Annotated in this window: 15 protein-coding genes; 12 read left to right on the top strand and 3 right to left on the bottom strand. The window is 38.5% G+C overall.

Translation table 11 applies throughout. The annotated features are described in order from the left end of the window. Nucleotides 1-77: 77 nt before the first annotated feature. The 5 genes from AACH28_RS00900 to AACH28_RS00880 all read left to right on the top strand — a co-directional run bounded on the left by AACH28_RS00900 (nt 78) and on the right by AACH28_RS00880 (nt 3,114). The gene (locus AACH28_RS00900) at nt 78-329 is read left to right on the top strand and encodes a hypothetical protein (protein WP_088161872.1); all 252 of its coding nucleotides are present in this window, start codon (nt 78-80) and stop codon (nt 327-329) included. After that, nucleotides 329-955 (top strand): zeta toxin family protein, encoded by a 627-nt coding sequence (locus AACH28_RS00895; protein ID WP_341831967.1) that lies wholly within the window; start codon nt 329-331, stop codon nt 953-955. Before AACH28_RS00900 ends, AACH28_RS00895 begins: the two co-directional genes overlap by 1 nt. A 409-nt stretch (nt 956-1,364) precedes the next feature. Next, nucleotides 1,365-1,685 (top strand): hypothetical protein, encoded by a 321-nt coding sequence (locus AACH28_RS00890; RefSeq protein ID WP_259253981.1) that lies wholly within the window; start codon nt 1,365-1,367, stop codon nt 1,683-1,685. Nucleotides 1,686-1,702: 17 nt separating this feature from the next. Continuing rightward, on the top strand, nt 1,703-2,203 hold the full coding sequence (locus AACH28_RS00885; RefSeq protein ID WP_259253983.1) for a hypothetical protein: 501 nt from the start codon (nt 1,703-1,705) through the stop codon (nt 2,201-2,203). Between the two features lie 77 nt (nt 2,204-2,280). Beyond that, a complete protein-coding gene (locus tag AACH28_RS00880) occupies nt 2,281-3,114 on the top strand; it encodes a hypothetical protein (RefSeq protein WP_341831966.1) in 834 nt (277 codons plus the stop codon). A 59-nt stretch (nt 3,115-3,173) separates the two neighbouring features. Here AACH28_RS00880 and AACH28_RS00875 read toward each other — a convergent pair whose 3' ends face one another. Beyond that, the gene (locus AACH28_RS00875) at nt 3,174-4,316 is read right to left on the bottom strand and encodes a cysteine desulfurase family protein (RefSeq protein WP_341831965.1); all 1,143 of its coding nucleotides are present in this window, start codon (nt 4,314-4,316) and stop codon (nt 3,174-3,176) included. A gap of 1 nt (nt 4,317) precedes the next feature. Beyond that, nucleotides 4,318-5,052: a hypothetical protein gene (locus tag AACH28_RS00870; protein ID WP_341831964.1), complete on the bottom strand. Its 735-nt coding sequence runs from the start codon at nt 5,050-5,052 to the stop codon at nt 4,318-4,320. A gap of 176 nt (nt 5,053-5,228) precedes the next feature. Between AACH28_RS00870 and AACH28_RS00865 the strand changes: the two genes are divergently transcribed. The 6 genes from AACH28_RS00865 to AACH28_RS00840 all read left to right on the top strand — a co-directional run bounded on the left by AACH28_RS00865 (nt 5,229) and on the right by AACH28_RS00840 (nt 11,265). Next, nucleotides 5,229-6,404, top strand: coding sequence for an IS4 family transposase (locus tag AACH28_RS00865; RefSeq protein ID WP_341830984.1), 1,176 nt, complete (start codon nt 5,229-5,231; stop codon nt 6,402-6,404). A gap of 239 nt (nt 6,405-6,643) precedes the next feature. Then, nucleotides 6,644-7,393: a (Fe-S)-binding protein gene (locus tag AACH28_RS00860; RefSeq protein ID WP_031503813.1), complete on the top strand. Its 750-nt coding sequence runs from the start codon at nt 6,644-6,646 to the stop codon at nt 7,391-7,393. Nucleotides 7,394-7,405: 12 nt separating this feature from the next. Continuing rightward, a complete protein-coding gene (locus AACH28_RS00855; RefSeq protein WP_341831963.1) occupies nt 7,406-8,791 on the top strand; it encodes a lactate utilization protein B in 1,386 nt (461 codons plus the stop codon). Beyond that, on the top strand, nt 8,784-9,377 hold the full coding sequence (locus tag AACH28_RS00850; RefSeq protein WP_341831962.1) for an LUD domain-containing protein: 594 nt from the start codon (nt 8,784-8,786) through the stop codon (nt 9,375-9,377). The genes AACH28_RS00855 and AACH28_RS00850 overlap by 8 nt, the downstream gene beginning before the upstream one ends. A gap of 1 nt (nt 9,378) precedes the next feature. Further along, nucleotides 9,379-9,972, top strand: a complete 594-nt coding sequence (locus AACH28_RS00845) for a nucleosidase (RefSeq protein WP_088469095.1) — start codon at nt 9,379-9,381, stop codon at nt 9,970-9,972. 117 nt (nt 9,973-10,089) lie between these two features. Continuing rightward, on the top strand, nt 10,090-11,265 hold the full coding sequence (locus AACH28_RS00840) for an IS4 family transposase (protein WP_341831961.1): 1,176 nt from the start codon (nt 10,090-10,092) through the stop codon (nt 11,263-11,265). A 179-nt stretch (nt 11,266-11,444) separates the two neighbouring features. On the opposite strand, the gene AACH28_RS00835 is transcribed toward AACH28_RS00840, so the two are convergent. After that, nucleotides 11,445-11,786 carry a helix-turn-helix domain-containing protein gene (locus tag AACH28_RS00835; protein WP_341831960.1) on the bottom strand — a complete coding sequence of 114 codons (342 nt, stop codon included), beginning with the start codon at nt 11,784-11,786 and terminating at the stop codon, nt 11,445-11,447. Between the two features lie 89 nt (nt 11,787-11,875). On the opposite strand from AACH28_RS00835, the gene AACH28_RS00830 reads away from it, so the two are divergent. Then, nucleotides 11,876-12,385: a dihydrofolate reductase family protein gene (locus AACH28_RS00830; RefSeq protein WP_341831959.1), complete on the top strand. Its 510-nt coding sequence runs from the start codon at nt 11,876-11,878 to the stop codon at nt 12,383-12,385. The last annotated feature ends 238 nt before the right edge of the window (nt 12,386-12,623 follow it).

The following is a 12,623-nucleotide window of genomic DNA, read 5'->3' as shown; positions in this document are numbered from 1 at the left end:
AGAGTCATTTTCTACTGGTCGAACAATTGCTTTTCTCCTTAAAAATTACTATTTTTGAATAGTATTAATGTGGTATTATGAGAAATTTAGAGCACTTAAAAGAAGTTAGCAACAGCATTGTTCTCAAGTTGCGCAAACAAAAGCTTGATAAAGGGCAACCATTTTTAATAAGATCTAGCAAATTACCCAAAAATCAAAGCTACATCGAATACCCAAATCATTTAGTTAAAATTGTGATTGTTTCTTCTGATAAACGATCTTTTGATGTAGTACAGGAATTTAATATTCGTCAATCAAAAGATATCTTGAGAGAACTCAATATTTACTAATGCCTGATCTTTACATAATAACGGGTTCTAACGGTGCCGGGAAATCTACATTAGGTGCAGAATATCTTCCAGAGCATATAAAGAGTAATAATATTATTTTCGATGGTGATTTACTCTATACGAAAGAACTATCTCGGATATTCCCAAAAATTGTTCCTTCAGCAAAATACGCTCGAAAAGAGGCTTTGGATTATGTAGTACAGCAATTTGAAGAACAGACAAAACATGCATTAGAAAACCGGTTAGATTACGTCTATGAAGGACATTTTACAAATGACGAAACTTGGGAAACGCCCAAGCTGTTCAAGAAGTCGGGTTATAGAATATATTTATTGTTTTTTGGTTTAGAAAATACCGAACTTTCTCAGTTCCGTGTAACGGAAAGAGTTACTGACGGTGGACATTATGTAGATCCTCAAACATTGGAAAATAATTTTTTTGGAAATCTTGAGAAGCTAAACGATCACTTTCACTTCATCGATGAATTAACTATTGTTGACACTTCAGATCTTAAACATACCATTTTATTGAAATTATCCGACGGTAAAATAGAGTATTCGGTGGAAAAAGATGAATTACCTGAATGGTTCACAACTTATATGCCTGTAATTGCTGCTTTGATCTAACTTCGGCCTTATTTAATTGAGTAAATCAACCTTTCCTATCCTATTGCAGATAATCTATCTATTAAATTCTTCTTTTGAAATTGTCTTCGTGTCAAATTTGTCTTTAAGCGAGTGATCTCGACTTCGGACAGCCAGTCGTAAACTATAAGATGGTACGCTTTGTACTTCATATCTTTTTCCATCTATTGTTTCAATCCGTTTTGGCCCACAACCAACAATTAAGACTCCATTTTTTAGATAGTTTAATTTTTAGCTTATGAATAAAAAACTGTAAATTGACAGTGTTAACTTATTCACGAAGTATCTTTTCGAACTGAAACTCAACAAGGCGCCATTGAAATATGGTAATGATTTAATTTTGTTAAAAGTTGCTCGGTTTGAAAATTCATTAGATATAACACGTAAAGCTATGATGAAAAAAGTACTGTTTATTATTTTACTGTATACAATCTCGTTTCCCGTAATCGCACAAAACAAGTATGCAACAACGACGGATGGAAAAACGGTATTATTAAAAAGCGACGGAACCTGGGAATATGTAAAAGACAAATCTACATCATCAAATATCAATCAATTTAAAAGTACGAGCTACTCCCCTTCGCCGCGCAGAACAAATTCTTCTAAAAGTAGTTCTTCTTCGAGAAATTACATCCGTGGCCCTCGTGGAGGCTGTTATTATATCAACTCCAATGGCAACAAGACTTATGTGGATAGAAGCATGTGTAATTGATTAGGCAAACAGGATCTATGACTATTAGGGCTATTCTCATCATATGCATTTATTTATTTATATCCTGTAAATCGGACGTAAATAAAAGATACTACGTCAACTCTAACGAAGATAACGCAAATTCTTTTTATGAAAAGTCTGAACAGCAGAACATCCTCGAGGACGAGAAAGATGATGACGGATATGAATACAAAGATGGAATGTACTGTGCATCCGTAGAATACTATAATCCAAATACAGGAACTAGTAGTACATATACCTTAAATATTGAGGTGGAAAGTGACAACTTAGTTATTATACATTGGCCAAATGGTGGTTGGCTGGACGAGTCTCATTTTATTTCGGAAGACATTTCTAGTGGTGCTTGTTCGTTTACAAGCGATAAAGGCTATGAGTATAATGTAACTATTTTAGGTAAAAATTGCCAGTTCACGGATAGCTCTATATCTGAAGACTTTAATGAAGAACAAGAAATAGATATTGAAGATGAAGTACAGCCTGATGAAGAAATAGAATAGTTTCGCTTTACGGTATTCCGTAACGTGAATATCTGTCAATACTTTATTTTCGAAATCTACTAAAATATTAACGTTATATGCAGGATAACATGACCAATTTTGATGTCGATAAAATTGTTAATTATTTAAAGCCATTGTGTGGCTATTTAAATGAACTTTACAACTGGAATGCAAATCTAACAGCACTAATTCCTCTGCAAATACTGGCGCAAGAAATGGTAGATGAGCTAAATAGTAAAAGTTTCTATGAAAAAGAAGTAACACTAAAAGCTATCTTGCGTCCGCATTTAATTGATGCTCATACCAATGACACCATATTGTTTGATAAGTTGACAATGTGGATTATTAAAGAATGGGGTGGAATTAAAGCCGCAAATGAAGAAAGTACCAAACTATTAATACAGGAATTTCTCAAAAATCGAGTAGCCAAATTTGACCGTATTGCCAGTATCTCAAAAGTTGCGGCATATATGTTCCCCGAAGAATGCATTATTTATGATTCTCGTGTTGCTTACTCCCTAAATTGGATATTACTCTCTCAAAATGCGGGTCGTAAATTTTTTCCAATCCCAGACGGCCGCAATTCTAAAATGTCCGCTTTCAATATGGATACGCTGATCAGACTAAAATATGTACATAAATATGTTGCTCCAGATAAAACATCGCTAAGCAACAAAAAGTATATTAGCAAAATAGACAACGAGTTATATATCAGTAAAGAACGAGCATACCAAACACTCAATTGCCTCATTAAAGAGATAGCAAAAAGACTTTGGGTTGGACAAAAAGAGAAATGCGACCAACTTTTCTATACTGAAATGCTCTTATTCTCAATTGCCGATCGAGAAGTATTTTTGGATATAACAAAACATTTCTCCCAAGAGACATATACATCTTGTCAACGATTGTAAAGATCGTTAGATTATTTGAGATAATAGCTTTTCCTTTCTTAGAAAATGTTATTCAAATCCTAATTTCGGTATAGCGATTTATTGTTGTGCAATTGGTTTATGATCTCGCTTACAGCTTCCACAGTTTGTCCGATTTCTTCTGCTGTAGTGAAACGCCCTAAACTAAATCTTAGTGCATTAAATGCCTCATTCCTACTCAATCCCATAGCTTGAAGTACAGGAGAAGGTGCTGCTTCAAAATAACTGAGTACTGAGCAGTTGGAAACACATATATTATCGAGTTTTTGAACAATATTTTCGCTGTTAATACCATCAAAACGAATAGTACTTGTTGTATAGATCCTGTGTGTTTTAGAACCTATTAATTTCGTCCCTCCGATTGCCAATAATTGTTGTTCTAAGATATCACGTAGTTTGCCAATGCGTTCTTCGTCTTCATTCATCTGTAAAGCTGCGAGTTCAGCGGCTTTGCCCATACCAACGATACCCGGCACATTAAGTGTACCACTTCTCGCCTCCCCTTCATGTCCCCCAGAAAAGATAAGCGGTTTCATGGGTACTTCGGAACTAAAATAAATGCCGCCCATACCCGTTGGTCCATAAAATTTATGGGCAGAAAAAGTGAGAATATCTATAAATGATCGCGCGCGGACAGGCAGTTTTCCGACAGACAGACTTCCGTCGGTCATAAAAAAGGCGCCATGGGCATGCGTTATTTCTGCAATTCGCTCTATGTCCTGAACCACACCAGTGTCATGGTTGACGTGCATCACACACACTAAAGCTGTATAAGGTGTAAAGGCGAGCTCTAGTTCCTCAAAATCTATCAATCCATCGCTATCTACAGAGAGGTAAGTAACCGCATTACCTCTGGCCTCAAGACACATACAGGTTTCCAATACTGCTGGATGCTCGGTCTGCACAGTTATAATATGTTGTTTCCCTGGCCTCACTAATCCACGTAATCCCATATTGATAGCTTCAGTGGCACCGGCTGTGAAGAAAATCTCTTCTGCATTGGTATCGATAAGATCAGCAATCTTTCTCCTGCTCTTCTCTACCGCAGTATCTAAATATTTACCTAGCTTGTGAGGACTTGCTGCATTACCATAGTTGGCTGTCAAATAGGGCATCATTTCAGCTAAGACCCTAGGATCCATTGGAGTGGATGCGTTGTTGTCAAGATATATAATTTTGTCCATGTTAGTCGATTTGCCTTGCGTCATTTTTTTCATCTTTATCATACGTTTTGAGCATATAATCTTTTCCCAGGTTGCCTTTAAAAACTTTTACTTCGGCAGTCGTTGGCGGATGCGGAAAATCACCTTCCCATTTTATAAAAAATAGATTCATCATCCGACCTCCCCATTCTTTGTTCTCAAATACGGCATCATTGTAATTTCCTCCAAAAGTAATTACCCAGGATGGTAAACCTACCTTGGCACGCTCCCATGTAACGACTTGCCGTGCATTAAAAATGTTTATAAGAGATAGCAGCCCGTAGGAATAGACTGTTGAAAAGAGAAAAATAGCACTTATATACAACGCTTTCAAAGGTGTCTTTCGAAGAGTGATCTTTTTTAATACGATTAAGATGGAAATGGCTACCACAACAACTCCACCCAACAGAACCGCCCACGGCAGAAAGTACCAATCATCTTTCAGATGAACCTGATCATATAGCATAAATGCAAATTCAAAAACTATACAAAAAGTAAAAAATCCCGTTGACCACAGGGTGAAGAAATTATCAATAAGCCAATTTTTAAAAAAAAGAACCAATATTAATCCCGAAAACAGTCCATACAACAAAGCAGTATATTGATTAAAAAATTCAAAACCCATGGCGTTAATAACAAGAGCCAAAAGGGTACCGATTAAAACTAATCCATCGAATTTCTCGTTTAAATAAGTGCTAAGCTTTTGTATGATACGCATAAATTAGGCTTTTGGCTAACCTTACACGCCTAAGATTAGCCGCATAGGATAAATAACATTAGCTTAAAGATAAATATTATTTATCAATACACTTGCGTCCTAAACGTTTAAAAAGTGGCGGTGTTTGGATATAGCAAAGTTGCTATATTTAAATTGCAAAATTATAACACACCACCATGATAAATTTAAATGTTTTTAGTCAGATTTTATCTCTTATCGACCGCGAATTATTCAAAGATTTGGTTTCAAAGCACAAAAGTGACAAACATCAGAAAGGGATCAACAGCTGGACGCATCTAGTCAGTATGCTTTTCTGTCATTTTTCCTCGGCAGATTCGGTTCGTGATATTAGTAACGGTCTACGCAGTACCACTGGTAATCTGAACCACTTAGGTGTAGTAAGAGCTCCAAGTAAGTCTAATATATCCTATATCAACACACACCGTACCCATGAACTTTTCAAAGATCTTTACTATTCTGTTTTGGATAGGCTTTGGCAAAAGGACACCCATTTTCGCAAAGATCTTGTTCAGCTAAAGCGTAAAGTATATCTGATGGATGCAAGCATCATCCCCTTATGTCTATCTGTATTTGACTGGGCAAAGTTTCGCAGCACCAAAGGTGCCGTAAAGCTGCACACTGTCTTGGATTATGATGGCTGCCTACCTGTTTTTATGCAGATTACCGATGGAAAAGTACATGAGAGCCAGCGAGCCGGTAGTTACAGTTTTTCCAAGGGAAGCGTGGTGGTAGTGGACCGTGGCTACGTGGATTACAGCTGGCTTGGGGATTTGGACAGCAGGGGGTGTTACTTCGTTACCAGGAGTAAAGTTAATATGAAGTACAAGGTTATCAAGTCCTATCAGAGTGAAGCACTCATGGAAAAGGGGATCCTTAAGGATGAGCTCATTGAGCTATCCGGTGCTGCCTGCAATAAATACAACGGCAAGCCGCTACGCCTAGTCCACTTTTGGGACAGCACCACTGGCAATGAGTACCACTTTTTGACCAATAATACGAAGTGGAAGGCTTCTTTGGTGGCAAACATCTATAAACAACGCTGGCATATCGAAGTCTTCTTCAAGCATCTAAAGCAGCGCTTAAAAGTATCGACATTCATAGGGACTTCTGAAAATGCAGTGATGATCCAGATCTGGACTTCACTCATTGGCATATTACTGTTAAAATACTTACAAAAAAAGGCCAAATATGACTGGAACCTGTCCAATCTGGTCGCATTCATCAGAATGAATATCTTCGTGAAAATAAACATCTGGCAATGGATAGATGATCCCTTTCTCAGGCCGCCTATAAAAGGAAAAAAGGGACAGCTAAAGATCTTCGCAGATTGAAAAATAGGGGTCAATATCGAAATGATGAAAAAAGCTATGCCTGTACCACAGAAATCCAATCCTAAAATTTATTTAGGACACATATGACTTTTGATTTCAAAGGTCTTTTTTATTGTCTTAATGCCAGGTAAATTATTTTTACTCAATATAAATAACCTCTCGTATAGGCTTTTTTCATCCTAAGCCTAATCAGGAAAAGAAGAAAAAGTGCTAATTTAGAGTTTCTATAAAATTTTGTAATGAAAGTAGCACTATTTATCCCCTGTTATATAGATCTGATTTACCCCAAAGTCGGTATTGCCACACTTGAGCTTTTGGAGCGATTGGGCGTAGAGGTCACAGTACCTTTGCAGCAGACTTGTTGTGGACAGCCTATGGCCAATGAGGGCGATCAGAAACATTCTATAAGGACAGAAACTCAGTTTTGTGAAAATTTTAAGGATTTGAATTTTGATTATATCGTTGGGCCGGCAGGGAGTTGTGTCAAGCACGTCAAGCTCCATATGGATGCAATTCCGCAAACCGAAACTGTTACAGAAATCCGTCACAAAACCATAGAATTAGTAGAGTTTTTACACGATGTTCTCAAGATAGAAGAATTCCCTTGGGCAGATTTCCAGCATACGGTGGCTATCCATAATTCCTGCAGTTCTATCCGCGGCTTACACATTGCATCCCGTTTTGAGTGGCAGGAACCTTACTTTAATAAAACCGAAGATCTGTTAAAGAAGGTGTCAGGGGTTAAAGTAGAAACGATTGACAGGCCACAAGAATGCTGTGGCTTTGGTGGGACGTTTTGTGTAACCGATGAAGCGGTGAGTGCCAAGATGGGGCAGGACAAAGTTGCTGATTATACAAGACATCAGGTCGAGTATGTAGTTTCGCCGGATATGTCTTGCCTGATGCATCAGGAAGGCATTGCCAAAAGAGAAAAGTCAGACCTCAAATTTGTACATATTGCTCAGGTTTTGAATAACGGACCATTCTAAAAATCACAAACAATGGGAAAAGTAAACGTAGAAGATAATGCGAGAAAATTCATCAAACAGGATGATATTCACGAGGCGCAACACGATAAAAATCTTTATAATACTATCATTAAACGTAGTAAAGTATCCTCTGAGATTCCGGAATGGGAAGAGCTTAGGAATCTGGCTTCGCAAATCAAGGAACATGCGCTGACGCATTTGGATCACTACATTGAACAGTTTGCAACAAAAGCAGAGGAAAACGGTATCACAGTTCATTTTGCAAAAGATGCCGATGAACATAATGCTATTGTTTTTGATATTTTGAATTCTCACGGCGCAAAGCGCATCATCAAAAGCAAATCGATGTTGCAGGAAGAATGCGGGATGACACCTTTTCTTGAAGAAAGAGGAATTGATGTCCTGGAGACCGATCTGGGTGAGCGAATCCAGCAACTATCAGACGAGCGCCCAAGTCATATTGTAATGCCTGCCATCCAAAAAACGACAGAAGATATTGCTAAACTATTTGCAGATAAAATTGGTACGGATCCCAACGATGATGATCCGCATTCTCTCGCAGAAGCAATGAGGAACAATGCCCGGCCCAAATTTTTGGTGGCAGATGCCGGGATGACAGGCGCCAATTTTGCCGTTGCCGAAACCGGTACTTTTGTAGTCTGTACTAATGAAGGTAATGCCGATCTTACTGCAAGCATTCCACCGCTTCATATTGCCAGTATTGGTATAGAAAAGATCCTGCCGAAGGTAGAAGATCTGGGTGTTTTTATCAGACTACTTTCCCGCAGTGCTTTAGGGACGCCGGCAACGCAGTATACTTCTCATTTTTCAGGCCCAAGAGAAGGATCTGAGATGCACATTGTACTCACAGATAATGGTAGGAGCAAACGATTGTCTATGGACAAATTCTGGCATTCTCTCAAATGTATCCGTTGTGGTGCCTGTATGAATACCTGCCCTGTGTACAGAAGGAGTGGCGGATTGTCTTATGGTGCTACTTATTCCGGCCCGATTGGGATTATTCTGGATCCTACTTTTGATGAAGACACCTATTCAGAATTACCTTTCCATTCATCGCTTTGCGGCTCCTGTACAGAGATCTGCCCCGTTCATATTAATATTTCGGACCAGATTATCGAGTGGCGAAAAGTGATGATGGAGAAAAATAAAACACCTTTTGGCAGAAGGCTGGCATTTGCTGCTGCTGACCGAATGCTGGGCAGTGCAACTGCTTTTAAAATGATGGAAAAGACCACTTACAATATGCTGAATATTCTCCCAAAATCTCTATTGGAAAACAGCACGTTGGATCCTTGGGTAGAAGACCGTGAATTGCCTGACGTGAAAAAAGAAACCTTCAGAGACTGGTACAAAAAAAACCGAAAAAACAATGACTAAAGAAGAATTACTGAGTTCGGTAAGAACCAATCTTGCTAACCGCGAAAAAGTGGATTATCCCGCCATCCCGGATTATAAAAAGCCAGGGACAGATCTTAAAGCTGTTTTTGAAATTAACGCCAAAATTGCTGCCGTCGATTTTTATGATGTCGCATCGGTAGAAGAAGCTCAGGAAATTATGCGAAAAAAGCTTCCTGATGCTAAGGTCACTTGCTCTGCAACGCCTGAATGGAGAGGGAATAAAGATATACACGTGCAAAAGCCCGCGGATCTTAATGATGTGGATTTGGGTATTTTCCGTGCAGAGTTTGGTGTGGCGGAGATGGGAATGGTCTGGGTCACCGAAAAATCTCTGGTTACCAATTCATTAGGTTATTTATCTCAACACCTCGCTGTTTTGCTGGATCCTGAAGATTTGACCGAAAATATGCATACCGCCTACAAAAGAGTAGATTTTCCACACTCACATTATGGCTGTTTTGTGATGGGGCCATCTGCAACAGCGGACATCAGCGCCGTTTTGGTACACGGTGCACAGGGCGCACGGACATTGACTTTGTTCTTTCTGAAAAAAACTGTGCTCTAAAATGACAATTAACGGAAAGCTTTACAGCAACATCCTTTTGGTTTTTGCTCTGGAATCAGAAGCCGGAAAAGAATTTGAGAGTTTTAATAAATTGTTTGTTGGTGTAGGAAAAATTAAAGCGACTTATCATCTTGTAAAAGCCATTCAAAAATCTAAGCCAGATCTCATAATCAATTTGGGAACAGCAGGAAGTACAGTTTTTGACAGAGGAACTATTGTTAACTGCAACCGTTTTATCCAGCGGGATATGGATGTAAGAGCATTGGGTTTTAAGAAATTTGAGACGCCATTTTCTGATGAACCAATTCTTTTGGAATATGGAATTAAAACAAGCCATCTCCCGAACGGGATCTGCGGTTCCGGCGACCAATTCGAAATGGAGCATATCAATCCTGAATATAATGTCATCGATATGGAAGCTTTTGCGTTGGCGAAAGTCGCTGAGCAGGAAAAAATCGATTTTCTATGTTTGAAATATATTTCTGATGGAGCAGACGGAAATGCTGCTGATGATTGGACACAAGAAGTCAAAAAAGCTTCAATCGCATTAAAAAGAGAACTAGATAGTCGTTCCTTAACAAAACCCACTATTTAATTTATATTTAAAAACAGGATTAGAAAACAGCACTTGCGTCCTAAACGTTTAAAAAATGGCGGTGTTTTGATATAGCGAGATCGCTATATTTAAATCACAAAATTATAACACACCGCCATGATAAATTTAAATGTTTTTAGTCAGATTTTATCTCTTATCGACCGCGAATTATTCAAAGATTTGGTTTCAAAGCACAAAAGTGACAAACATCAGAAAGGGATCAACAGCTGGACGCATCTAGTCAGTATGCTTTTCTGTCATTTTTCCTCGGCAGATTCGGTCCGTGATATTAGTAACGGTCTACGCAGTACCACTGGTAATCTGAACCACTTAGGTGTAGTAAGAGCTCCAAGTAAGTCCAATATATCCTATATCAACACACACCGTACCCATGAACTTTTCAAAGATCTTTATTTCTCTGTTTTGGAAAGGCTTTGGCAAAAGGATACGCATTTTCGCAAAGATCTTGTTCAGCTAAAGCGTAAAGTATATCTGATGGATGCAAGCATCATCCCCTTATGTCTATCTGTATTTGACTGGGCAAAGTTTCGCAGCACCAAAGGTGCCGTAAAGCTGCACACTGTCTTGGATTATGATGGCTGCCTACCTGTTTTTATGCAGATTACCGATGGAAAAGTACATGAGAGCCAGCGAGCCGGTAGTTACAGTTTTTCCAAGGGAAGCGTGGTGGTAGTGGACCGTGGCTACGTGGATTACAGCTGGCTTGGGGATTTGGACAGCAGGGGGTGTTACTTCGTTACCAGGAGTAAAGTTAATATGAAGTACAAGGTTATCAAGTCCTATCAGAGTGAAGCACTCATGGAAAAGGGGATCCTTAAGGATGAGCTCATTGAGCTATCCGGTGCTGCCTGCAATAAATACAACGGCAAGCCGTTACGCCTGATCCACTTTTGGGACAGCACCACTGGCAATGAGTACCACTTTTTGACCAATAATACGAAGTGGAAGGCTTCTTTGGTGGCAAACATCTATAAACAACGCTGGCATATCGAAGTCTTCTTCAAGCATCTAAAGCAGCGCTTAAAAGTATCGACATTCATAGGGACTTCTGAAAATGCAGTGATGATCCAGATCTGGACTTCACTCATTGGCATATTACTGTTAAAATACTTACAAAAAAAGGCCAAATATGACTGGAACCTGTCCAATCTGGTCGCATTCATCAGAATGAATATCGTCGTGAAAATAAACATCTGGCAATGGATAGATGATCCCTTTCTCAGGCCCCCTATAAAAGGAAAAAAGGGACAGCTAAAGATCTTCGCAGATTGAAAAATAGGGGTCAATATCGAAATGATGAAAAAAGCTATGCCTGTACCACAGAAATCCAATCCTAAAATTTATTTAGGACAGATGTGTTATCAATACTTAATAAGGTTAGGAATAATTATTCGGATTGTTACATAGAGAAGGCTCCAAACTTCCCCAAATGAGCTGTTAAAATAGAAACCTCATTTTGCTTTAATTTTATCTCTATGCTTTAGACCAAATTTAATTAAAGCATTGGCAACTTCCTCCGTTTCTTTAGCATAGGCGGTAAGCGCATAAGAAACAGTTACAGGTTTGGTGTCTTTAACCGTTCTACTAATCAGTAAATTATCTTCTAATTCCTGAAGTTCCTTGGATAGAACTTTTGGGGATATTCCCTGAGCCATCTCTTGCAGATCTTTAAACCGCATTGTGCCGTGTTTCTGCAAATTGTGCAGAATACAAAATTTCCATTTACCACTGAGCAATTCAATGCCATCTTTTAATGCCAATATAGTTTCTTTATCAATATTTTTATTGCTCATAAGATAGTTACTTTCCTAAAGGTAATGAATAGTAAATATATGTTGAATATCCAATAGTTTTGTTGAACAGAAATTTAAAGAAAATCATTATGAAAGTAACAGTAATCGCAAATATTTCGGCTAATGGAAGAATTTTGATATCCGATAATCCGCATCATAAACTGCCACCGGAAGCAATGGAATTTTACATACAATCTGTAAAACGGATTGGAAATGTAGTGATAGGATTGAAAACATTTGAAAATTTTCTAAATTTTCCAGCTCAAGTAAAAGAACATTTTAATGGCATAGAAATCATCATATTGGCCGATAAACCTTATACGGCTGATGGCTACAAGACTGTAGCAAGTCCTGAAGAGGCAATTGCATATATGTCTGCAAAGGGAGTGCGGGAAATAGCCGTTGGAGGCGGAGCAGGTACTTTCAACGCTTTTTTTGACAAGAATTTGGTTACCGATATTTATTTTAACGTCAGCCCTATAATCACTGGAGCTGGAGCAATTTTAGCAAACAATGAGGAGTTAAGTTCAACGTTCAAGTACAAAGGACAGAAGCTTAAAAACGGTTTTCTTCAATTGTATCTAACTAAAGAAGACTGAATAACAACAGAGCAAAAATGTCTTTCAAAAATAGTTGAATGACGGAAACAAATCCGCTAAAATTATTTCTTTCGGATCTATATCTTTCAATTGGCGACTGAATCCACACGACGATAAGTATATACATCATGGTTAAGGGCGCCGGCGAGCGGAAAGAGAATAAGAAAACCGCCAGCTGTCGACTCACTCGGCACGACTAAATCACCATGGTTATCTAGTGCAAAGCAAATAGTCTCGG

Origin of the sequence: Sphingobacterium thalpophilum (assembly GCF_038396785.1) — a bacterium.
Lineage (GTDB): Bacteria > Bacteroidota > Bacteroidia > Sphingobacteriales > Sphingobacteriaceae > Sphingobacterium > Sphingobacterium thalpophilum_A.
This window is presented reverse-complemented; position numbering and strand designations above follow the sequence as displayed.

Excerpts from the sequence above, each read along its gene's own strand:
- AACH28_RS00900 (WP_088161872.1), top strand. The coding sequence starts at position 78 with ATGAGAAATTTAGAGCACTTAAAAGAAGTTAGCAACAGCATTGTTCTC.
- AACH28_RS00895 (WP_341831967.1), top strand. The coding sequence starts at position 329 with ATGCCTGATCTTTACATAATAACGGGTTCTAACGGTGCCGGGAAATCT.
- AACH28_RS00890 (WP_259253981.1), top strand. The coding sequence starts at position 1,365 with ATGATGAAAAAAGTACTGTTTATTATTTTACTGTATACAATCTCGTTT.
- AACH28_RS00885 (WP_259253983.1), top strand. The coding sequence starts at position 1,703 with ATGACTATTAGGGCTATTCTCATCATATGCATTTATTTATTTATATCC.
- AACH28_RS00880 (WP_341831966.1), top strand. The coding sequence starts at position 2,281 with ATGCAGGATAACATGACCAATTTTGATGTCGATAAAATTGTTAATTAT.
- AACH28_RS00875 (WP_341831965.1), bottom strand. The coding sequence starts at position 4,316 with ATGGACAAAATTATATATCTTGACAACAACGCATCCACTCCAATGGAT.
- AACH28_RS00870 (WP_341831964.1), bottom strand. The coding sequence starts at position 5,052 with ATGCGTATCATACAAAAGCTTAGCACTTATTTAAACGAGAAATTCGAT.
- AACH28_RS00865 (WP_341830984.1), top strand. The coding sequence starts at position 5,229 with ATGATAAATTTAAATGTTTTTAGTCAGATTTTATCTCTTATCGACCGC.
- AACH28_RS00860 (WP_031503813.1), top strand. The coding sequence starts at position 6,644 with ATGAAAGTAGCACTATTTATCCCCTGTTATATAGATCTGATTTACCCC.
- AACH28_RS00855 (WP_341831963.1), top strand. The coding sequence starts at position 7,406 with ATGGGAAAAGTAAACGTAGAAGATAATGCGAGAAAATTCATCAAACAG.
- AACH28_RS00850 (WP_341831962.1), top strand. The coding sequence starts at position 8,784 with ATGACTAAAGAAGAATTACTGAGTTCGGTAAGAACCAATCTTGCTAAC.
- AACH28_RS00845 (WP_088469095.1), top strand. The coding sequence starts at position 9,379 with ATGACAATTAACGGAAAGCTTTACAGCAACATCCTTTTGGTTTTTGCT.
- AACH28_RS00840 (WP_341831961.1), top strand. The coding sequence starts at position 10,090 with ATGATAAATTTAAATGTTTTTAGTCAGATTTTATCTCTTATCGACCGC.
- AACH28_RS00835 (WP_341831960.1), bottom strand. The coding sequence starts at position 11,786 with ATGAGCAATAAAAATATTGATAAAGAAACTATATTGGCATTAAAAGAT.
- AACH28_RS00830 (WP_341831959.1), top strand. The coding sequence starts at position 11,876 with ATGAAAGTAACAGTAATCGCAAATATTTCGGCTAATGGAAGAATTTTG.